We start from the raw sequence: 20542 nt of genomic DNA, 5'->3' as shown, positions 1-20542 counted from the left end.
TTCGAACAAGGGATTTCGAGAAATCCTTGGCAAATTTCTTCGAAGAAATTTGGCTACACCAGAACCGACCCTTTGGTGTCGATCACACCTTGGGTTTCGGCATCGCCCAGCAACATCTCGTTATGGGCCTTGCCCGAGGGGATCATCGGGAAGCAGTTCTCGTGCTTTTCCACCAGACAGTCAAAGATCACCGGACCGTCATAATTGATCATCTCCATGATCGCGTCGTCCAGATCCTTGGGGTCCTTGCAGATGATGCCTTTGGCGCCAAAGGCTTCGGCGAGCTTGACGAAATCGGGCAGCGCCTCGGACCAGCTATGGGAATAGCGCTCGCCATGCAGCAATTCCTGCCACTGGCGCACCATGCCCAGGCGTTCGTTGTTCAGGATGAACTGTTTCACCGGCAGGCGGTACTGCACGGCGGTGCCCATTTCCTGCATGTTCATCAGCCATGACGCTTCGCCCGCCACGTTGATAACCAGCGCATCCGGGTGTGCCATCTGCACGCCCACCGAGGCCGGGAAGCCATAGCCCATGGTGCCCAGGCCCCCGGAGGTCATCCAGCGATTGGGGTCCTCAAAGCCCAGATACTGCGCCGCCCACATCTGGTGTTGGCCCACTTCGGTACAGATGTAGCGGTCGTGATCCTTGGTCAGCGCCTCGAGCCGTTCCAGCGCGTATTGCGGTTTGATCGAAGTCTCGCTGTTCGTATAGGCAAGGCAATTGACCGCGCGCCAATCGCTGATCTGCTTCTGCCATTGCGCGATCGAGGCTTTCTCGGTCTTGCGCCCGCGCGATTTCCAGACTTTCAGAATGTCTTCCAGCACATGGGCGACGTCACCGACAATGGGAATATCGACCCGGATCACCTTGTTGATCGACGAGGGGTCGATATCGATATGCGCTTTTGTCGAGTTCGGGCTGAAGGCGTCGATGCGCCCGGTGATCCGGTCGTCGAAACGGGCCCCGATATTGATCATCAGGTCGCAATCATGCATCGCCATGTTGGCCTCGTAAAGACCATGCATGCCCAGCATTCCGATCCAGTTCTCGCCCGAGGCCGGATAAGCCCCCAGACCCATCAGCGTCGAGGTGATCGGGAAACCGGTGGCATCCACCAGTTCGCGCAACAGCTGGCTGGCGGCCTTGCCCGAGTTGATCACGCCACCGCCGGTATAAAAGACCGGCTTCTTGGCGGTCTCGATGGCGGCGACCAGTTCGGTGATCTCCTCCATGTCACCCTTGACGGCGGGCTGGTAATGCGAGTCCGACGGTTTCGGCGGCGTATAGGTGCCGTTGGCAAATTGCACATCCTTGGGGATGTCGATCAGCACCGGGCCAGGGCGGCCTGCGGTGGCGACATGAAACGCCTCATGGATGGTTTTCGACAGTGCGTCGGTGTCCTTGACCAGCCAGTTGTGTTTGGTGCAGGGGCGGGTGATGCCGACGGTGTCGGCCTCCTGAAACGCATCCGAGCCGATCATGAAGGTGGGGACCTGACCGGTCAGAACGATGATCGGGATCGAATCCATCAGCGCATCGGTCAACCCGGTCACCGCATTGGTCGCGCCCGGACCCGAGGTCACCAGCGCCACGCCCGGCTTGCCGGTGGCGCGCGCATAGCCTTCGGCGGCATGCACCGCGCCCTGTTCGTGGCGGACCAGAATGTGGCGGATGTCGTTCTGCAGGAAAATCTCGTCATAGATCGGCAGCACGGCGCCACCGGGATACCCGAATACTGTGTCCACGCCCTGATCCTTGAGGGCCTGAACCACCATCTTTGCGCCGGTCATCTCACGTGTCATCTGCTTTGCTCCATTGGCGACATCCGTGTCAGCATTTGTTCCATCAGCATAAAAAAAGCCCCCGAAGGTTCGGAGGCGCATGGGTTCGATTATGGTCTACCGTTACCGGCCCATGCGCGTGTGTCCTACGATGACTACCAGGGTCGTCATGATCCCGAGGCTCCTTTAGCTGCGATCGGACATTATGTGCGCTTCGGGGGGGCGTCAACAGGCAATCAGATGAAAATCATGCCGTCACGACCGGTTTTTCGACATTTTGTTGCGCGCGGCGCTCTTTCTGGGACATTTCGTGCAATCAGGGCGGTTTGGCTGTGCCCGAACGCACAGGGGTTACGTCAAAAACCGTCATTTCGCTGTCTGAAACAGGCCAGAACGGGGCGAGTCGCGGTGCCAGTCTGGGGGCGGGGACAATGATGGAGCCTGCGATGGACCTGCATGAGATCGTGGATCTGGGCCGATACCCGCTGGATTGTCCGGGCAGCGAGGCGCTGCGGCGGCTGATTTCGGACCTGCAGAAGGACCTGGCCGAGGATGGCTGCGCCGTTCTGCCGGGCTTTGCCCATGCGGCGGGCGTCGCGGCGCTGGCGGCTGAGGCCGAACGCGCAGCCCCTGCGGCGCATCGGTCGTTCAACCGCACCAATGCCTATTTCACCCGGGACGACCCGCAATTGCCCGCCTCCCATCCGGTGCGACGCTTCTATGAACGTTCCAACGCCTTTGTCCCGGCGGATAATTTTGTCGAGACCGGTCCGCTCAGGACGGTTTATGACGATCCCGGTTTCCTGCCCTTCATCCGCGAGGTGCTGGGCGAGCCCGAAGAGCGGTTCTTTCGCTATGATGATCCGCTGGCGGATGTGATCGTGAACGTGGTCGAGAAAGGGCAGGGGTTCCCCTGGCATTTCGACACCAACACTTACACGGTGACACTGGCGATCCAGAATGGCGAAGGGGGTGGGGAGTTCGAATACGTCCCGGGCCTGCGCAGCCCGACGGACGAGAATTTCGCCGGTGTCGCGCGGGTGTTGGAGGGTGACCGGCGGCGTGTGCGTCAACTGGAGCTACAGCCCGGTGACCTGCAGATTTTCCGAGGCCGCCATTCGCTGCACCGCGTCACCGGGGTTGAGGGCGAGCGAAAGCGCTATGTCGGTATCTTCTCTTTTGTCGAGACCGAAGGCATATGCGGCGGGGTGGAGCGCACCAAGCAGCTCTATGGCCGCGTGTTGCCACACCATATCGAACGGGCCGGGCGGCGCGAGGATCAGTTGCTGGATTGAGCTTTTGTGGAGGTCGCGCCAAGCCGCGCATCGGCGGGCCGTGGTGCGGCGATCTGACGTGAGTTTCCGGGCACTTTATCCGCCCAATCCGCAGAACTTCCATGTCGCGCGCGTGGCCAGCCAAATCGCCGTGCCGGGGGGCGGCCCGGCGATGCGCGGCGGCCTTTGATCCGCGCAATGCGCGTACCCGACGCTTCATCCCATTCTCAAAACCACGCACCGGCCCCTCAGTACGCGCATGTTCCGTCACCTATCGGTTCACTTTGATGTTTCAGCGAAAGGTTCCGCGATGATTTGGTGTTCGTCTTCGTAGACCACATAGCCGATGCGATTTTCTTTCAGCACGTCAATTGCATAGCCAGACTCTTCCAGGATGCTCTTCAACTCAAATGCTTTTGAAATGTGCTCGATTGCAGTCGGCTTGAACCAGCTCAAACCTCTTGTTTCTCTAAGGTAGTACCCTTTCGAACTACTTCTGGAAAAGCGGTTGGGAACTTCGAGGTGATCGGCAAACCATTCTCGCAGCATGTCAATTCGCGCAACTATTAAGGCATCTGCAAGCGGATTGTTGACAACTTCACTTGCGGCCTGAAAGAAACCCTCGCGCGCGCTCATGCTATTGACTGGCCTTGCATATACAAATCTCAGGTACATGGGGGCGGCATAGCCAATAAAGGTGTCTGCTTCGTGGCAAGAGCCGCGTGTTGTTACGGTCTCAAAACCTTCCGCCCGTCCCCTGCAACACCCCATGCTCCAAAGCATAGCGGGTCAGGCCGGCGGTCGAGGAAATGCCCAGCTTGCGTTTGATGTTCTTGCGGTGGGTCTCGACCGTGCGCACCGAGATGTCGAGTGCAATCGCGACCTCTTTGTTCGACTTTCCCTGCGCCAGTTGCAGCAGGATCGTCTGTTCGCGTCCCGTGAGCGCCTCGCGGGTCTCACCGTTCTTGGGCTGCAGCGAGCCGCTGGCCCCGGTGCAGAGGTATCGCTCGCCCCGCATCACCGCGTCGATGGCCTGTTTGATCTCATCCGTCGGTACGTCCTTGAGGATATACCCCATCGCGCCGTGGCTGAGCGCCGAGGAGATGTATTCGGAACTGTCATGCATCGACAGGATCAGGATGCGCATGGTCGGCGCGCGCTCCAGTAGGATCTCGGTGGCGCTCAGGCCGCCCACGCCGGGCATGTTCAGGTCCATCAGGATCACGTCCGGCTGCAGCGCCAGCGCCTGATCGACCGCCTCCTGCCCGGTGTTCAGGGTGCCGACCACGGCGATGTCGTCATAGCTTTCCAGGATCGACTGGATGCCTTCGGCCACCATCGGGTGATCGTCGACGATCAGAACGCGGATGGGCGTCTCGCTCATGGGCTCACACTTCTCTGTTTCGGCGACACCTCTTCCTCGGGGGGCAGCAGGTGGCTCAGCGGCAGGTCGATCTCGATCACGGTGCCGCTGCGTGGGCCGCGTGATGACAGGATGCGCAGGGTGCCGTCAAGCTGTTCGATCCGTTCCTGCATGTTGCGCAGGCCCAGACCCGCGCCGCGCCGGTCCTGAGGCAGGCCCCGGCCATTGTCGGCGATCCGCATGGTGGCGCCTTTCTTGTGACCGCGCAGGTCGATGCTGACGCTGGTGGCGCCGGAATGACGCTCGATGTTGGTCAGTGCCTCTTGCGCGATGCGGTAGAGTGCGATCTTGCTGTCCTGATCCAGTCGGTTGCGGAACACGACGGTGGAGAACCCGGTCTCGATCCCGGTGCGTTCGCCGAAATCATCAGTCAGCGCCTTGAGCGCGGGACCGAGGCCCAGATCATCCAGCACGCCGGGGCGCAGGTCGCGGCTGATCCGGCGCACCTCGGTGATGGCAGTCCCCAGATTGTCGAGCCCTTTTTCCAGCGGTGGTGCCGCGCCGCCACCATCGCCGCGCATCAGCCGCCGTCTGGCATTGTCCAGCGCGTAACGTACGCCCACCAGGATCTGGCTGATCCCGTCATGCAACTCGCGGGCCACCCGGCCGCGTTCTTCTTCCTGCGCGTCGAACACCCGCTGGGTGAGGGCCTTGAGCTTGGCATCCGCCAGCCTGCGCTCGCGGATATTGATGACCATGCCGCTGAGGAACACCACCAGCAGCGCGATCAGGGTGATGCCGCCGATATAGTAGAAGGTGGCCCGGGCGCGTTTCTCGACCTGGGCGCGGGCGGCGGCGACCGAAGCCAGAACGTCGTCGATGAACACGCCAGTGCCCACCGCCCAGCGCCAACTGGGAAACGAGGTGACATAGGTGATCATCCGCGCTTCGTCCCCGGTCGAAGGTTTCGGCCACAGATAGGTGTGATATCCCGCGCCTTGCCGGGCGATGCGGATCAACTCATCCACCACCGGCGTGCCGTCGCTGTCGGTGAGACCCACCCAGTTGCGGTTGATCATGTCGGTCTGGCGCGGGCTGACCAGGTTGTTGCCGTCATAGTCGTAGACAAAGAAAAACCCCTCGTCGCCATAGATCATCGCCGACAGGATTTGCGCGACCTGATCCTTGGCCTCCTGATCGTCGGGGGCGGCTGACCCATAGATGAAATAAAACCCGTTGCGCGCCTGAGTGACATAGTTGCGCAATTCTGCCTTCTTGGCCTCGATCAGCTGATGTTCCAGCTGCGCGATTTCGCGTTCGGCCAGCCTGCGCGACTGATAGGACACAACAAGTGCGATCGCCGCCACTGCCGCGATCAGCGGCAGCGTCGCCAGCAGAGACAGTTTCTGGGCATAGTTCGGACGAAAGAGCGTGCGCAGCCATTGCATGACCGAATCGATAGGCAAGAATCGGCCGGGATGCAAAGGTCATGGTCCGGGCATCTCCCGGACACCAGCAGCGCCTTTGCGGGCAAAACGCGGATTGGCCGCGATACAGGCGCAAATTTGAACCGCAATTCCCGCTTTCTACGCAGTCATGGGTATTTCCTTGCCTGAGGTCTTGGTTACTCTGGCGCCACTGAAACATTCTGTCCGCACGGGCAGACAAAAATTCTTCTGGGAGGAATAACGTAATGGATCGCCGCTCATTTCTGAAGGCATCGACCGCTGGTGGCGCTGCCGCTGCTGCCACCTCGCTGGCCGCACCGGCCTATGCACAGGGCAAGCGTACGCTGACCATGGTCACCTCGTGGCCGCGCGGCTTTGCCGTGCTGGACGATGCTGCCAGCTATATGGAAAAAACCGTGTCCGAGCTGTCTGACGGCCAGCTGACCATCGACAAGAAAGCACCGGGCGAACTTGTTGGTGCGCTTGAAGTGTTTGACGCGGTGTCGTCGGGTCAGGCCGACATGTACCACTCGGCGGATTACTATTTTGTCGGCCAGCATCCGGGCTATGCCTATTTCACGTCGGTTCCCTTCGGCGGCACCGCGCAGGAGGTTACCAACTGGTACCTGCATGGTGGCGGTCAGGAACTGCATGACGAGCTGGGGTCGATCTTCAACCTCAAGGGTCTGATCGCAGGTAATTCGGGGTCGCAGTCCGGTGGCTGGTTCCGCAAGGAAATCAACAGCGTCGATGACTTCAAGGGGCTGAAATTCCGGATGCCGGGCCTGGGTGGCCAGGTGCTGACCAAGCTGGGCGCATCGGTGCAGAACATCCCCGGCGGTGAACTGTATCAGGCGCTGTCATCGGGCGCGCTGGACGGTCTGGAGTGGGTTGGCCCGCTGGCCGATGAACGCGCCGGCTTCCAGGAGGTCGCCAAGGTCTATTACACTGCCGGGTTCCACGAGCCGGGCTCGGCGCTGGCCGCGTCGGTCAACCTGGATGTCTGGAACGACCTGACTGATCAGCAGCGTTCGATCCTGACGCAATCCTCTTATGCCACGACCTACTGGCAACTGGCGCAGACGCTGGCGGGCAATGGCGCGGCGCTGTCGCGGCTGCAGGCGCAGGGCGTCAAGACGCTGCAATTCCCCGACGATGTCTGGGACGGCTTCGGGTCGGCGTCCAAAGAGGTGCTGGACGAGTACATGGATGACGAGCTGTTCGCGAAAATCCGCTCCAGCTATGAAACCTCGATGGCGGAATCCTCGGGCTGGCTCAGCAAGTCGGATGCCTTTTATGTCGAACAGCGCGTGCGCGTGCTGGGCGGCTGAGCCACGGTCACATTCCGGAAAAGCCCCGCAGGACGGGGCTTTTCCTTTTGATCCAACGACGTTGCCGGGGCAAGATGGTCGGCAACGGACGTATCGGGGGACACAATGCAGGACGTCAAATCCGCAAGTCTCGGGTCGGCATTTTCCGCAATCGGAAACGGCGTGCTCTGGGTGCTGCAAAACCTGGCCGAGGCCTTTTACAACATAGGCTACGCCGTCACGCACCCGATGCTCTGGCTGAATTGGTCGGACAAAGAGGCGGTGATGCGCTTTGTCTATTACGGCGGCTCGGTCGAGTTCTTCTTTGCCGTCACCGTGCTGGTGCTGGTGCTGACCGCGTTTGGTATGTGGCACCGTCCCTTCATGTGGGGCTGCGTGCGGGTGATGGAAGGGTTTGCCAACACGGTGGGGCGCTTCTTTGCCTGGGCCGGGTTGCTGATGGTGCTGCAGCAGATCGTCATCGTGTTCATGCAGCGGATCTTTACCCGCCCCGATATCGTGATGGGGTTCGGTATTCCGATGCAGTTCGATATCAGCTGGTACGCCGAACAGCTGAAACTCTATAACGCGCTGATTGTCGCGCTGTGCGTGACCTACACATTCGTGCAGGGCGGGCATGTGCGGGTCGATCTGATCTACGCGGCAGTCAGGTTCCGCACCAAGAAGGTGATCGACATGTTCGGATCGCTGTTCTTCATGGTGCCGGTGGCAGTGCTGGTCTGGATGTATGGCTGGTTCTTCCTGTGGCGGCACCTGATCGTGCCGAAACCTTCGGCCAGCGACACGCTGGAGCGGCTGGTGGCGAAGGCGCGCGCGCTGCGCTGGAACGTCGAGACCATCGGCTTCAGCCCCAGCGGTTTCTCGGCCTATTTCCTGTTCAAGATTCTGCTGGTGGCCTTTGCCGGGCTGGTCTTCATCCAGGCCATCGCGTTTTTCTACCGCTCGTGGCTGGAATTCGTCGAAGGGCAGGACAGCGAGAACAAATACCTCGACAAGGATACCCTTGGCGAGGGCGAAGAAGCCTTTGAAGGCGTCCATTGAGAGTGAGAACCTGAACCATGCTATTCGGTCTTGATGGCGTCGAAATCGGCCTGATCATCGTCTTCTTCTGCCTCTTCGGCAGTATCCTGTCGGGCTTTCCGGTGGCCTTTGCCATCGGCGGGGCCGGTATCATCTCGTTCGGGATCATTGCCGCACTGGACAGTGCCGGGTTGCTGATCCACCAGGCCATCGACACCTCGTCGGTGCTTTATCGCGATCTGATCAGTTCCGGGGTGCATCCAGATACCGTGTCGGTCTTCCGGTTTCCCGAACTGCCCCGCATTGCCGAGCCGGTCTTTGTGAACGGCTGGGAAACCGCGATGGACCGCAACGTGTCCTTTATCGTCAACCGCATCAACGAGCGTGTGCTGGCCGGGCAATCCATCGAGACCCTGTTGGCGGTTCTGATGTTCGTGCTGATGGGGATCACGCTGGAACGCTCGAAGATCGCCAATGATCTGCTGACCACAATGGCGCGGGTCTTTGGCCCGCTGCCCGGTGGTCTGGCGGTGTCGATTGTGGTTGTGGGCGCCTTTCTGGCCGCCTCGACCGGGATTGTCGGCGCAACCGTGGTGACCATGGGTCTGCTGGCGCTGCCGACCATGCTGCGCAACAACTACTCGCCGGAGCTGGCTACCGGGGTGATCGCGGCCTCGGGCACGCTGGGGCAGATTATCCCGCCCTCGATCGTGATCGTGCTGCTGGGGACGCTGGCGGGTGATCTTTATTCCGCCGCGCAGGAGAGCCGTGCCGTGGCGGCGGGCTGCACCGATGCGCTGACCTATCTGGGCGAGCCTGCGGTGGTCTCGGTCGGCACGCTGTTTCAGGCGGCCCTGCTGCCGGGGATCATGCTGGCGCTGCTCTATGCGCTCTATGCCTTTGGCTATGCGATGCTGAACCCCGACAAGGCCCCCGCAGTGCCGATGGGCGATGCCGGGAACGAGCCGATCACCCGGGCCGAGGGCCTGACCTGGTTCCTGGGTGCGCCTCTGGCGCTGATCGCGGGTGTGATCCTGCTGTCCAGCGCGGGTGTCATCGGGTCGCAGAACACCACCATTTCGGCCTTCTCGGATATTGGCGAGGGCGCCAGCCTGCGCACCAATGTTTCAGAGCAATGCCAGGCCTCGATGATCGAATTACACGGGCAGCAGGCCTGGGACGCGGCCGTGGTCGAGCAGGCCGCCATCACCGACGCCGGCGGTGTCGCCGAAAGCCAGCGTCTGAGCGAGGAAGAGTTCGCGACAGCCCAGCAGGTCAAGATCGATGCGGCTGCACCGATCGGAACAGGCATGGCCGTCATCATTGTGCTGCTGGGCCTGACCCTGATGCTGGGCCGGGGTGTTGCGCCCTCGCGCGATGCCAGACCGCTGATCGTCGGAGCCATCGGGGTGCTGCTGATCGTTCTGGTCGATGTGCTGTTCATTTCGCCGCTCACCTCTGCCGGGGCGACGGCGCTGATCATGGCCGTGCCGCTGCTGGTGGCGCTTTATGGCTGTCGCGAGGCTGCGATCCGTGCCGCGCGGAACGAGCTGATCCGGGTGGTGTTTCCGCCGCTGGTTCTGATCGTCGCGGTGCTGGGGTCGATCCTGGGCGGGATCACCAATCCGACACCTGCCGCGGCACTGGGGGCAGGCGGGGCGATCATGCTGGCGGCCTATCGCAGGCTGCAGGATGAGGGCCGGTCAGGCATGGTGATCATCTGGTCGACCTTCGCCATCATCATCTGCGTGTTGATCGGGGTGAATTTCGACCTGCGCATCAACCAGAGCAGCGTCAGCGTCGAAAGCTGGATCGCCTTCTTGCTGGCCTATGCCGCCTATCTCTATGCGCTGTTCGGTCTGCTCTTTGGCTGCTGGGTTCTATTCGCGGGGGGTGTTCTGACCCCGGTGGTGCGCGAAACGGCCAAGGTGACCTCGATGGTGTTCACCATCCTGATCGGCTCGCAACTGCTGAACCTTGTGGTGATCTCATTCGGGGGCGAGCATTACATCCAGCAATTCCTGAAAAGCTTCGACAACGAATTCACTGTCTTCCTGATCGTGATGCTGGTGCTGTTCGTACTGGGCTTCGTGCTGGATTTCCTCGAAATCATCTACATCGTGATCCCCATCGTGGGGCCGGTGATCTATGGCGGATCATTCGATCCGAAATGGGTGACGATCATGGTGGCGGTGAATCTGCAGACGTCGTTCCTGACACCACCTTTCGGCTTTGCGCTGTTCTACCTGCGGGGTGTGGCACCCAAAGAGGTCACGACGGGCCATATCTATCGCGGGATCATCCCATTTGTGATCATTCAGGTGGTGGGAATCGGAATCTTGTGGTTCTTCCCGTCCATCGTGACGATCGTGCCGGATCTGATCCCGAACTGATCCGCCAATCAAGGAGAGAAGGCCGGACCCGGCCTTCATATTCGCGTCACAGCGCGCCTTGCATAGGGTATAAAATCCAATAATTTGGCCGGATGAAAACGAGCCACTCAGAAAACCTGCTGAAGCTGTCGGATTGCGACGTGATTGCGCAAGGAAACCGGCAATATGTCTATGAACACCCAGAGGTGGCGAACACGCTTCTCAAGATACCGCAATCCCATACCATGGATGCGCAGGCAAATCTTCTGGGCGACACCTGGTTCGATGCGGTCTTTCGCCGTTCCACCGGCTATAAGGGCTTCATGCGCGAGTTCCGTGAATCGCTGGAATTGATGGCCCGCCACAAGGGGGGAGCCTCGAGTTGCCAATCTGCGAGGTGCACGGGGTCGTTCAGACCGACCTGGGCCTTGCCCTCGTCTATGAGCGCATTGCCGAGCCGGACGGCCAGTTGTCGCCCTGCCTGCTGGACCTCGCCGAAAGCGGGGCCATTACGCAACAGCATGTGGACGACCTGCACCGGCATTTTGACCTGATGTCCGAGGAACATGTGGTTGTCAGCAACGAGAATCCGCGCAATGTGATCTACCAGACCTGGCCGGACGGAACCGGGAGGTGGGTCTGGATCGACAGTTTCGGCAGCAAACAGACCATCCCTACGCGTCGTTGGTCGCGCCGCCTGAACCACCGCAGGCTCGACCGGGTTCGCGAGAAATTCGTTGCGATCGCCGAAGCGTCCATGCGCTGAGGCGCAGGTCTGAAAATTATTTGGTATCAGTGCACTACTGTGATGACTTGAACTCAATCAGATCCCAGCGATTGCCGAACGGGTCGCGCCAAACGGCGACCGTGCCATAAGGTTCGTTGCGCGGGATCTCTTCGAAATGCACCCCTGCCGCGGTCATCGCCGCATGGTCGCGGGCGAAATCGTCGGTACTCAGGAAAAAGCCAACACGCCCGCCGGTCTGGTTGCCGATGGCGGCCTCCTGTTCGGGGCCGACCGCTCGGGCCAGCAGCAACGAGCCGGCGCTGCCTCCCGGCGGGGTGACCCGCACCCATCGCTTACCGCCGCCCAGATCCACATCCTGATCGAGGGTAAAGCCCAGCGTGCCGACATAAAATGCAATCGCCGCATCATAGTCGGACACCACCAGCGTGGTCGCGAAAAGCTGTTGGGTCATTGCGTCACTTACGGGTCGGCCAGCGGTCGGGCAGGCTGATATTGGCGACCTGCTCGGCGATCGGGTCGGTCGAAAGCGGATGCGTGTCGGCCTCATAGGTCTTGGGATCGTGCATCTTCTGCCAGGCACCGCGATGATAGACCTCAAGCCCGGAAAACCGCGCCTTGTACCCCATCTTTGGGCTGCCGGGCACCCAATAGCCCAGATAGACATAAGGCAGGCCCGCCTCGCGCGCGATCTTGATATGGTCGAGGATCATGTAGGTGCCCAGCGAGTTTTGCGGCTGGTCCGGGTCGTAGAAGGAGTAGACCATGCTCAGCCCGTCCTCGAGCACGTCGGTCAGGCTGACCGCCGTCAGATCGCCGCTGGTCTTGTCGACATATTCGATCACCCGGCTGCGGATCGGGGTTTCCTCGATCATCGCGGCAAATTCGAACACATCCATATCGGCCATGCCGCCATCGGCGTGGCGGGTGTCGAGATAGGTGCGGAACAATTCGTACTGGTCGTCGGTGGCCCAGGGCGAGGTCGCGCGCCGCTCCAGCGCCCGGTTGCGGCGCATTGTGCGTTTCTGCCCTTTGCTGGCCTCGAACGCGCGCACATCAATACGGGCTGAAAGACAGGCGGCGCAATCGGAACAGGACGGTCGGTAGAGAACATTCTGCGAGCGTCGAAATCCTTGCTGCGACAGGGCATTGTTCAGGCTGTCGGCCCCTTCACCCTGCAGCGCCGTGAACAGCTTGCGCTCCATCCGCCCGTCGAGATACGGGCAGGGTTGCGGGGCTGTCACGTAGAATTGAGGCGCTATTGGCAGCGTGTGGCGCATGAATGATCCCTAAACAATGGCTTGCAGGGATGATAGCAACCGATTCTGGACCCGCCAAGAAGGGATTGCGCTCTCAGGCGATGGCGCGGCGGTTGATGGCGACGGTGCCGAGGACGGTGTCACTCAGCCCCTGTCCACGTTCCCCGGTCAGCATCATGATGATCGAGATCACCTGCAGCACCGGAAACGCCATCGAGATCGTGTAGCCCGCCGTATGGGCCAGCGCCTGTCCGGGGTCGAGCCGGGTGCCGTCATTGTCGCGCAACTCGACACCGACGAACCGCATGCCCCAGGTCGCAGAGCCCGCCGCGATGGTGGCGGTGCGGTAGACGAAGCCAATCACCAGATAAAGCAGCGGGAAAAAGAACAACCCGATAAAGGCGGTAAAGGGAATGGCGATCAGGCTGATCAGGACAATCAGCAGACTGTCGAACACCCATGCAAAGAACCGTTTTGCGGGGACCGAGGCATAGAATTCCGGTTGGTAATGCGGGTTGGGCAGGTGGGTCATGATACTCTGATCTGTGCGCATGAAGGGGCCCCGCCGGGGGTGGCGGGGCTGTGTTGTGCCGAGTTTACCGGGTTCAGGCGGCGCTGTCGTCGTCGCCATTGTCGCGATCTGCATTGTCGCGATTTGCGCGGGTCCGTTCATCCATGAACTGGTCGAACTCGGATTTGTCCTTGGCCTCGCGCAGGCGTTCCAGGAAGGTCTCGAAATCGTGTTGTTCCTGTTCCAGACGGGCCAGAGTATCGGCCTTGTAGGAATCGAAGGCGCTGTTGCCGGTGGGGGTCATTGCGCGCATACCGTGGCGGGGCCAGGCGGCACTGCGGCGGCAGGATTTGCTGAACATGCGTTTGCTCCAGATCATATAGGCAAGAAGGGCGAGGCCGACAGGCCAGAAAAAGATGAACCCAAGGACCATCGCGGCGATCCAGGCGCCTTTGCCCTTGCTGTCCATCCAGGCTTCGGTCCTCTGAAACCACCCCTGGTTCGAGGGGGAAACGGCGGGTTCGGTCATCGTGTTCATTTTTGGGTTTCTCCAGATCAAGGGGATGTAAATCGCTTTCACATACTACCAGATGGGTGCGATAGGGGGCATTGCAAGAGGTAATGTGAATGATTTTTACATAGCGGTTGGATTCGCCTGTTTTTTCCTGCTTTTACGCGTTGACGAACACATAAATCGCTGTGCAACGTGCGATCATGGCACCCGCACTCAAGATCACCCGCCTGCCGCGCGCCTTTGACCCGGACTTGGGACGGGAGGCGCGGGACTTGTTTCCGGGGCTGAGCGCTGAACATGCGGAACTGATCGCCGGGGCCGGGGGCAGCAGCCCTTATCTCAACGGGTTGATCGCGCAAGAGGCCGCTTGGTTGCCGCAAGCGCTGGCCGAGCCCGATGCGGCGATACAGGCGGTGATGCAGGATTGCACAGCTCTGCCGCCCGATCAGATCAAACCCGGATTGCGGCAGGCCAAACGACGCATCGCGCTTTTGACCGCGCTGGGGGATCTGAGCGGGGCCTGGCCTCTGGAAACGGTCACCGCCGTGCTGACGGATTTCGCCGGGCTTGCGGTTGATTTGGCGGCAAAGGCCGAGATCGCAGCGCTGATCCGGCGCGGAAAACTGCCCGGCCAGAGCGCGGACGATATCGCCGAGGCCGCCGGGATGGTGGTTCTGGCCATGGGCAAGATGGGCGCGCATGAGCTGAACTACAGTTCGGATATCGACCTGATCGTGCTGTTTGACGAAACCCGCTATGACCCTGACGATTTCTTCGAGGCACGGCAGGGTATGGTGAAAGCCACCCGCAACCTTTGCGCCACGCTCAGCGACAAGACCGCCGAAGGGTACGTGTTCCGCACCGATCTGCGACTGCGTCCCGATCCGGCGGTCACGCCCGTCTGCATGGCGATGGAGGCGGCGGAACGTTATTATGAAAGCCTCGGGCGCACATGGGAGCGGGGGGCCTATATCAAGGCGCGGCCCTGTGCCGGTGATCTGGAGGCCGGACAGCGGTTTCTGAAAACGCTCACCCCCTTTGTCTGGCGGCGGCATCTGGATTTCGCCGCCATCCAGGACGCCCATGACATGCGCCTGCGCATCCGCGAGAACAAGGGCACTGGCGGTGCGCTGGAAGTGCCCGGACATGACATGAAACTGGGGCGCGGCGGCATCCGCGAGATTGAATTCTTCACCCAGACCCGGCAGTTGATCGCAGGCGGACGCGATGCCGATCTGCGCCAGCGCGGTACGGTGGACGGGTTGCAGGCGCTCGCCGCCAAGGGCTGGGTGCCGCAGGAGGTGGCGGATCAGCTGGCCACGCATTACCGCGCCCATCGCGAGGTCGAACACCGGATCCAGATGGTGCATGACAACCAGACCCACAAGGTGCCCCAGACCGAAGACGGGATCGCCCGCGTCGCCTGCCTGATGGGCACCACGCCCGAGGCGCTCTGCAGCGACCTGGCCAAGCGCCTTGCCGAAGTGCATGAACTGACCGAGGACTTCTTTGCCCCCGATGCCAGCCCTGCCGCCGGACCGCAGCCCGAGATCGCCTTTGACGCCTCGGTACTGGCGCGCTGGACCACCTATCCGGCCCTGCGCTCGCAGCGGGCGCGGCGGATCTTCGACCGGCTCCGGCCCGAACTGCTGAGCCGTCTGGCCCGCACCACCAAGCCCGAAGAGGCGCTGATGGCTTTGGATGGATTTCTGGCCGGGCTGCCAGCCGGGGTGCAGTTGTTCTCGCTTTTCGACGCCAATCCGCACCTGATCGACCTGCTGATCGACATTGTCGGCACCGCGCCGGAACTGGCGGGGTACCTGTCGCGCAATTCCGCCGTGTTTGACGCGGTGATCGGCGGCAGTTTCTTTGATGCCTGGCCGGGGCGCGCAGCGCTGCAGGCGGACCTGCTGGCGCAATTCGCAGGCGAGGGCGATTATGAACGGCAGTTGGATCTGGCACGGCGCTGGAAGAAGGAATGGCATTTCCGGATCGGGGTGCATCACCTGCGCGGACTGATCGATGGCGCCACTGCCGCAGCGCAATATGCCGATCTTGCCGATGCCGTGATCCGGTCGCTGCTGCCCGTGGTGATGGGGAATTTTGCCATCAAGCACGGTCCCGCGCCGGGCCGGGGGGTGGCGGTTCTGGGCATGGGATCGCTGGGGGCGGGGCTGCTCAACGCCGCCTCGGACCTCGACATGATCCTGATCTATGACCCCGAGGAGGTCGAGTTCTCGGACGGGCCGAAACCTCTGGCGGCGCGGACCTATTACGCGCGATTGACCCAGGCGCTGATCACCGCGCTCACCGCGCCGATGGCGCAGGGGCGGCTTTATGAGGTCGATATGCGCCTGCGCCCCTCGGGCAATCAGGGGCCGGTGGCGACAAGCTGGGCCAGTTTCACCAATTACCAGCGCAACGAGGCCTGGGTCTGGGAGCATCTGGCACTGACACGGGCGCGGGTTGTCACGGGCAATGAGGGGCTGGGCGCTGATATTGAGGATTTCCGCCGCGCGCTGCTGCAGCAACCGCAGGATCGGCAAAAAGTTCTGGCCGAAGTGTCGGAGATGCGCGCACGGCTGGCTGCGGCCAAGACGCCGTCGGGGCTTTGGGATGCCAAGACCGGGCCGGGCCGTATGCTGGATATCGAATTGATGGCGCAGACCGGCGCGCTTCTGTCCAGCAGCCCGGCGCGCGATGTGGGTGCCGGACTGGACGGCGCGGTCGCTGCCGGTTGGTTGAATGTCGCAGAAGCGCGGCAAATGCTGGACAGCTACGCGTTATTTCTGTCGGTGCAATCGGCGGCGCGGCTGCTCTTGTCGGGCGAGGCGATCGAAAGCGACAAGATCGGTCAAGGCGGTGTGGCGTTCCTGTGCCGCAGCAGCGGGATCGACCGGATCGACACATTGCAGGCCGCGCTGGCGGCGGCCTATGAAACAAATGCCGGGATCATCTCGGCGGCAGTGACGGAAGGCGCAGATGGCACGCGGCAATGATCCTCTGGACCCCAAGGGGCTGATACGGGAAGCCTATCGCATCGACGGGATAACCCCGCCGGAATGCCGCAGCATCTTTCTCGACTGGGCGCTGAGCCTGCCTGAAGGGATCGACCAGAAAACCGCGCTGCGCTCGTTGCATGACCGGCTCGCGACCGACCATCCAGATCACCCGATGACCGAGGTGCTGTCTCAGGGGCGGGCCGCCGCCCAATCCCCCAAACGGCGGGGCGGGTGGCGCTCTCGCGAGCGCGGCTGATTGGCCACACCTGCGCAACAATTTCCTGAGCTGACCCAAATCGTCCCACAGTTGCCCCAATTTGCCGACAAGACTCCCCTCGTGACCCGGGTTTCGTGCAGAGGCCCCAATACGCATAAGGAGCAGGGACAATGAATTCCATGCGAGCAGTGGTGTTGATCGGTCTTGGCGCGGGCATGGCCGCCTGCAGCACGCCCGACATCCCCAGCCGGCACACCGGCATTGACGAGTTGCCTTTGATCGAAACCTTGGCGCTGCCAGAGCCGACCGCGGTTGAGGCCGTGGTTATCTCCACCCCTGAGGCGGTCGAGTCGCGCCAAGTGATTGAACATCCTGTCGCCGACGAGCAGGAACAGACGAGGTTGCCGATTGCCTCTCCGGTTTCGGTTCATGCGGTACAGGTGCGGGTGCCGCGTTCGCTGAAAGTGTCGGAACGCAACCGATACATGCCCTTTGGCGATATCGTCTGGCGCGAAGACCCGATCGGGGACCGGCATGCGCAGGTGCAGAAAATCATGCAAGACGCGCTGATGCGCGGCGTGACCCCGTTGGACGGCCCCGGAAAGGTCGATGTCGAGGTCGAGCTGGTGCGCTTTCATGCGATTACCGAAAAAGCCCGCTATACCACCGGCGGTGTGCATGCGATCACATTCGATCTGACGCTCAGGGATCCCGAAACCGGTGCGATGGTGGTGCCCAAGCGCCGCATCCGCGCCGATCTTGAGGCGTATGGCGGCCAGCAGGCGATCAATGCCGAGGCGCTTGGCCAGACGCAGAAAGTGCGGATATCCGAGCATCTGACAAAGGTGATCCGGCAGGAACTGACCAGCCCCGAGGGCTATCAGAACGCCAAACTTGGCGTCTTCCAACTGCTGAACAACCTCTGAGGCTTTCGCTCGCTCGGCGATCCACGTAAGAGGGCGCCATGACCGCGCCCTTTTTGCCCTCCGACCGGCCCCGTGCCCGCCTGAAACCCAAGGCCAATGCCCGTGCCATCCGGCATGGCTTTCCCTGGGTCTATGCCAATGAACTGGTGACCGACCGCCGCACCAAGAAACTTGCGCCCGGCACCCTGGCGGTGCTCGAGGATGAGGGGCGCACGCCGCTGGGTCTTGTTTCGGTGAACCCTGAATCCAAGATCATCTGCCGCGTGCTGGACACCTCGCCCGAGGCGGAGCTGGATCAGAACTGGTTCGAAAGGCGCATCGCCCGTGCGCTGGCCCTGCGCGAGCGCCTGTTTGACGCGCCGTTCTACCGGCTGGTGCATGCCGAGGCGGACGGGTTTCCCGGCGTGATCATCGACCGGTTCGGTGAAGTTTGCGTGATCCAGCCCAACGCCGCCTGGGCCGAGACGCATCTTGAACTGCTGACCGACGCGCTGGTCTCGGTGACCGGGGTTAGCACGGTGCTCAAGAATGGCTCGGGCCGCACCCGCGCGCTTGAGGGGCTGGATGATGCCAGTGCGGTACTGCGCGGCGGTGAGCCGGATGCACCCGTCCACGTGCCGATGAACGGTGCGACCTATCTGGCGGATCTGACAGGCGGGCAGAAAACCGGCCTGTTCTACGATCAGCGCCCCAATCACGCTTTTGCCGCCCGGCTGGTCCAGCCCGGCGCGCAGGTGCTGGACGTGTTTTCGCATGTCGGCGGCTTTGCCCTGGCCATGCTGGCGGGCGGCGCGGGCGAGGCGCTGGCGGTGGATGGCTCCGCCCCGGCACTGGCGCTGGCCGGGCAGGGGGGCGAGGCCTCGGGCTTTGCCGATCGGTTCACGACCCGTCAGGGTGATGCTTTTGAGGTGCTGACAGCGCTTGGGGAAGAAGGCCGCAGCTTTGATGTGGTGATCTGTGACCCACCCGCCTTTGCCCCGAACAAGCAATCGCTAGAGGCCGGGCTGCGCGCTTATGAGCGCATCGCACGGCTGGCCGCACCTCTGGTCAAACCCGGCGGCTATCTGGGTCTGTGTTCCTGTTCGCATGCGGCGGACCTGTCGCGCTTCCGCTCCGCCTCGGCGCGCGGCATCGGACGGGCCGGGCGGCGGGCGCAGCTGATCCATACCGGCTTTGCCGGGCCGGACCACCCGCTGATGCCGCAATTGGCCGAAAGCGGCTATCTCAAGGCGCTGTTTTTCCGGCTGTGAGAGCGGTTCTCGATACTTGCGTGATCTTTCCCACGATCATGCGCGAGATGCTGCTGGGCGCGGCAGAGCAGGGGCATTTCCAACCGCAATGGTCGGATCGCATTCTCGAGGAATGGGCGCGCGCTGCCATCCGTTTAGGGCCGGAGGGCGAGGCGCAGGCCCGTGCCGAAGCCGCTCTGATGAACGCCGCATGGCCCAAGGCGCAGCTGGCATCTGCGCCGGGGGTCGAGACGCGGCTCTGGCTGCCCGACCCGGCGGATATCCATGTGCTGGCTGCGGCGATCTCGGGGTCGGCGGACACGATCATCACGCTCAACGCCAAGGATTTTCCCCGCAACATTCTGGCCGAAGAGGGGCTGACCCGCATCGACCCCGACGGGCTGCTCTATCAGTTCTGGCTGGCGGACCCGCAGGGAATCGAGGCCGTGGGCCGCGCGGTTCTGGACAAGGCGCGGGCCTTGTCGGACGGGGACTGGCAAATGCGACCGCTGCTGAAAAAGGCGCGGCTGCCACGGCTGGCGAAGGCTCTGGCCGACATCACCTGACGTGGATCAGGCGTCGGTTTTCCAGCGCGCCTCAAGCCTTTCCAGCGCGGCGATGCGGTCTTGCGTTTTGGGATGGCTCATCAGCCAGGCCGGGGCCACGCCTGCGCGCGCCTGGGTGAGGTCTTCGAGCTTGGTGAACAGCGATTTTTGCGGGGCGACGCCGATCCCGGCCTTGGTCAGCAGCGCGGCGGCATATTCGTCGGCCTCATATTCGTCCGAGCGCGACAGGTGCGAGGCCAGCAGGCTGGTCAGCATATTGGCGATCATCGCGCCCACGAAGGGAATGAAGCGGTTCAGCACCATGATCAGCGCGGTGCGCAGCGCATTCTGGCCCGAGAAATCGATCATCCGCCGCTTGGCATGGCCCAGGGCCACATGACCCAACTCATGGGCGATGACGCTGGCCATCTCTTCGGCGCTGACCTCGCCATTGCGGAATTTGCGATAAAAGCCGCGGGTGATGAAGATGCGCCCATCCGGGGCGGCCAGCCCGTTCACCGGATCGATCTCGTAGATGAAGACCGGGATACGCTGCAACTCCAGCGCCGCCGCCAGCCGGTCTGTGATCCGCTTGAGCGCGGGATCGGCCAGTTCGGTGGATTTCTGATCCAACTCTCGATGTGTGCGCCAGACAGAGACGCGGTACATCACCAGCGCATAGGCTATCGCCAGAAGGATCGGGGTGAACTTGAGCATGGGGTAGATATGTGGGCGTGCCAGGCTATAGACAAGGCAAAGTTAGACAAGAATCAAGCTATCCGAACACTGCGGTTACTGTGTCACGTGAATATCCCAGATCTAAGCAGTTTCTGGCGTTCACAAAGATAGTGTCTGTGGTGGGTTTGCCGTATCAAACGCAATCACATCGGCCTACCATTCTTGCACCACTTCAAGACTTGAAGAATCTGGCTAGCAAACACAAAATTAGGCAGTTTCACACACGGTGTTGGTCTGAACTAGCGGGCGAAACTTATCGCTCAG

At 61.8% G+C, this 20542-nt stretch carries 19 protein-coding genes; 10 read left to right on the top strand and 9 right to left on the bottom strand.

What is annotated here, in order from left to right; all coding sequences use genetic code 11:
- Positions 1-53: 53 nt before the first annotated feature.
- Entirely contained in the window at positions 54-1805 is a 1752-nt protein-coding gene (locus M3P21_RS05830) for an acetolactate synthase 3 large subunit (RefSeq protein WP_249707645.1), read from the bottom strand.
- Positions 1806-2215: 410 nt separating this feature from the next.
- Between M3P21_RS05830 and M3P21_RS05825 the strand changes: the two genes are divergently transcribed.
- Complete coding sequence (locus tag M3P21_RS05825) at positions 2216-3079, top strand: HalD/BesD family halogenase (RefSeq protein WP_249707643.1); 864 nt, start codon at positions 2216-2218, stop codon at positions 3077-3079.
- Positions 3080-3337: 258 nt separating this feature from the next.
- Here M3P21_RS05825 and M3P21_RS05820 read toward each other — a convergent pair whose 3' ends face one another.
- From M3P21_RS05820 to M3P21_RS05810, 3 genes are all read right to left on the bottom strand, one after another.
- On the bottom strand, positions 3338-3694 hold the full coding sequence (locus M3P21_RS05820; RefSeq protein WP_249707641.1) for a hypothetical protein: 357 nt from the start codon (positions 3692-3694) through the stop codon (positions 3338-3340).
- A 100-nt stretch (positions 3695-3794) separates the two neighbouring features.
- Positions 3795-4442, bottom strand: coding sequence for a response regulator transcription factor (locus tag M3P21_RS05815; RefSeq protein ID WP_249707639.1), 648 nt, complete (start codon positions 4440-4442; stop codon positions 3795-3797).
- Positions 4439-5869: a cache domain-containing protein gene (locus tag M3P21_RS05810; RefSeq protein ID WP_249707638.1), complete on the bottom strand. Its 1431-nt coding sequence runs from the start codon at positions 5867-5869 to the stop codon at positions 4439-4441. Before M3P21_RS05810 ends, M3P21_RS05815 begins: the two co-directional genes overlap by 4 nt.
- 245 nt (positions 5870-6114) lie before the next feature.
- On the opposite strand from M3P21_RS05810, the gene M3P21_RS05805 reads away from it, so the two are divergent.
- The 4 genes from M3P21_RS05805 to M3P21_RS05790 all read left to right on the top strand — a co-directional run bounded on the left by M3P21_RS05805 (position 6115) and on the right by M3P21_RS05790 (position 11358).
- On the top strand, positions 6115-7200 hold the full coding sequence (locus M3P21_RS05805) for a TRAP transporter substrate-binding protein (protein WP_249707635.1): 1086 nt from the start codon (positions 6115-6117) through the stop codon (positions 7198-7200).
- A 105-nt stretch (positions 7201-7305) separates the two neighbouring features.
- A complete protein-coding gene (locus M3P21_RS05800) occupies positions 7306-8241 on the top strand; it encodes a TRAP transporter small permease subunit (protein ID WP_249707633.1) in 936 nt (311 codons plus the stop codon).
- Positions 8242-8258: 17 nt separating this feature from the next.
- The gene (locus tag M3P21_RS05795; protein WP_249707631.1) at positions 8259-10613 is read left to right on the top strand and encodes a TRAP transporter large permease; all 2355 of its coding nucleotides are present in this window, start codon (positions 8259-8261) and stop codon (positions 10611-10613) included.
- A gap of 361 nt (positions 10614-10974) precedes the next feature.
- Positions 10975-11358: a YrbL family protein gene (locus M3P21_RS05790; protein ID WP_249707629.1), complete on the top strand. Its 384-nt coding sequence runs from the start codon at positions 10975-10977 to the stop codon at positions 11356-11358.
- 34 nt (positions 11359-11392) lie between these two features.
- Here M3P21_RS05790 and M3P21_RS05785 read toward each other — a convergent pair whose 3' ends face one another.
- The 4 genes from M3P21_RS05785 to M3P21_RS05770 form a co-directional block, all read right to left on the bottom strand.
- Entirely contained in the window at positions 11393-11791 is a 399-nt protein-coding gene (locus tag M3P21_RS05785) for a VOC family protein (RefSeq protein ID WP_249707627.1), read from the bottom strand.
- 4 nt (positions 11792-11795) lie between these two features.
- Positions 11796-12617 (bottom strand): arginyltransferase, encoded by an 822-nt coding sequence (locus tag M3P21_RS05780; protein ID WP_249707625.1) that lies wholly within the window; start codon positions 12615-12617, stop codon positions 11796-11798.
- A 73-nt stretch (positions 12618-12690) separates the two neighbouring features.
- On the bottom strand, positions 12691-13128 hold the full coding sequence (locus M3P21_RS05775) for an RDD family protein (protein ID WP_249707755.1): 438 nt from the start codon (positions 13126-13128) through the stop codon (positions 12691-12693).
- Between the two features lie 73 nt (positions 13129-13201).
- Positions 13202-13645 carry a DUF2852 domain-containing protein gene (locus M3P21_RS05770; RefSeq protein ID WP_249707623.1) on the bottom strand — a complete coding sequence of 148 codons (444 nt, stop codon included), beginning with the start codon at positions 13643-13645 and terminating at the stop codon, positions 13202-13204.
- A 176-nt stretch (positions 13646-13821) separates the two neighbouring features.
- On the opposite strand from M3P21_RS05770, the gene glnE reads away from it, so the two are divergent.
- The 5 genes from glnE to M3P21_RS05745 all read left to right on the top strand — a co-directional run bounded on the left by glnE (position 13822) and on the right by M3P21_RS05745 (position 19561).
- Positions 13822-16620, top strand: a complete 2799-nt coding sequence (gene glnE, locus M3P21_RS05765; protein WP_249707621.1) for a bifunctional [glutamate--ammonia ligase]-adenylyl-L-tyrosine phosphorylase/[glutamate--ammonia-ligase] adenylyltransferase — start codon at positions 13822-13824, stop codon at positions 16618-16620.
- The gene (locus tag M3P21_RS05760) at positions 16604-16879 is read left to right on the top strand and encodes a hypothetical protein (protein WP_249707619.1); all 276 of its coding nucleotides are present in this window, start codon (positions 16604-16606) and stop codon (positions 16877-16879) included. Before glnE ends, M3P21_RS05760 begins: the two co-directional genes overlap by 17 nt.
- A gap of 131 nt (positions 16880-17010) precedes the next feature.
- Complete coding sequence (locus tag M3P21_RS05755; RefSeq protein ID WP_249707617.1) at positions 17011-17766, top strand: DUF6778 family protein; 756 nt, start codon at positions 17011-17013, stop codon at positions 17764-17766.
- Between the two features lie 38 nt (positions 17767-17804).
- Positions 17805-19016: an RSP_2647 family RNA methyltransferase gene (locus M3P21_RS05750; RefSeq protein ID WP_249707615.1), complete on the top strand. Its 1212-nt coding sequence runs from the start codon at positions 17805-17807 to the stop codon at positions 19014-19016.
- Positions 19013-19561: an RSP_2648 family PIN domain-containing protein gene (locus tag M3P21_RS05745; protein WP_249707613.1), complete on the top strand. Its 549-nt coding sequence runs from the start codon at positions 19013-19015 to the stop codon at positions 19559-19561. The genes M3P21_RS05750 and M3P21_RS05745 overlap by 4 nt, the downstream gene beginning before the upstream one ends.
- Positions 19562-19567: 6 nt before the next feature.
- Here M3P21_RS05745 and M3P21_RS05740 read toward each other — a convergent pair whose 3' ends face one another.
- Entirely contained in the window at positions 19568-20257 is a 690-nt protein-coding gene (locus M3P21_RS05740) for a M48 family metallopeptidase (RefSeq protein ID WP_249707611.1), read from the bottom strand.
- Between the last annotated feature and the right edge of the window lie 285 nt (positions 20258-20542).

This window comes from Ruegeria spongiae (genome assembly GCF_023502395.1).
GTDB lineage: Bacteria > Pseudomonadota > Alphaproteobacteria > Rhodobacterales > Rhodobacteraceae > Ruegeria_C > Ruegeria_C spongiae.
The sequence above is the reverse complement of the archived record's forward strand: the minus strand, read 5'-3'. Positions and strand labels throughout refer to the sequence as shown.